Raw genomic sequence first — 821 nt, 5'->3', positions numbered from 1 at the left:
GTCGCCGTGATCTTCGAGGCCGACGACGGCACCGTCACGCGCGTCACCTATGCCGAGCTGCTGGCACGCGTGTCGCGCTTCGCGAACGCGCTGAAGAAACGCGGGATCGGCAAGGGCGATCGCGTCATCATCTATATTCCGATGTCGATCGAAGGCATCGTCGCGATGCAGGCCTGCGCGCGCATCGGCGCCACGCACTCCGTCGTGTTCGGCGGCTTCTCCGCGAAATCGCTCAACGAGCGGCTCGTCGACGTCGGCGCCGTTGCGCTCATCACCGCCGACGAGCAGGCGCGCGGCGGCAAGACGCTGCCGCTCAAGAGCATCGCCGACGAAGCGCTCGCGATGGGCGGCTGCGAAGCGGTCAAGAGCGTGATCGTCTATCGCCGCACCGGCGGCAAGATCGACTGGCATGCCGAACGCGACCTGTGGATGCACGAGATCGCCGACGGCGAGTCCGACACCTGCGCGCCGGAATGGGTCGGCGCCGAGCATCCGCTGTTCATCCTGTATACGTCGGGCTCGACCGGCAAGCCGAAGGGCGTGCAGCACAGCACCGGCGGCTACCTGCTGTGGGCCGCGCAGACGATGAAGTGGACCTTCGACTGGAAGCCCGCCGACGTGTTCTGGTGCACGGCCGACATCGGCTGGGTCACCGGCCACACGTACATCACGTACGGCCCGCTCGCGTGCGGCGGCACGCAGGTCGTGTTCGAGGGCGTGCCGACGTATCCGGACGCCGGCCGCTTCTGGAAGATGATCGGCGATCACAAGGTCACGGTGTTCTACACCGCGCCGACCGCGATCCGTTCGCTGATCAAGGC

1 protein-coding gene is annotated in these 821 nt (G+C 67.1%); it reads left to right on the top strand.

The genetic code is table 11. The features are described 5' to 3' along the window. Positions 1–821: AMP-binding protein (locus U5A56_RS36870; RefSeq protein WP_321927397.1), on the top strand; the 821-nt coding region annotated here is incomplete at both ends.

The sequence above is a fragment of the Burkholderia sp. BCC1998 genome (assembly GCF_905339875.1).
GTDB lineage: Bacteria > Pseudomonadota > Gammaproteobacteria > Burkholderiales > Burkholderiaceae > Burkholderia.
Note: the sequence above shows the minus strand (reverse complement) of the source record. Positions and strands in the feature narration are given on the sequence as shown.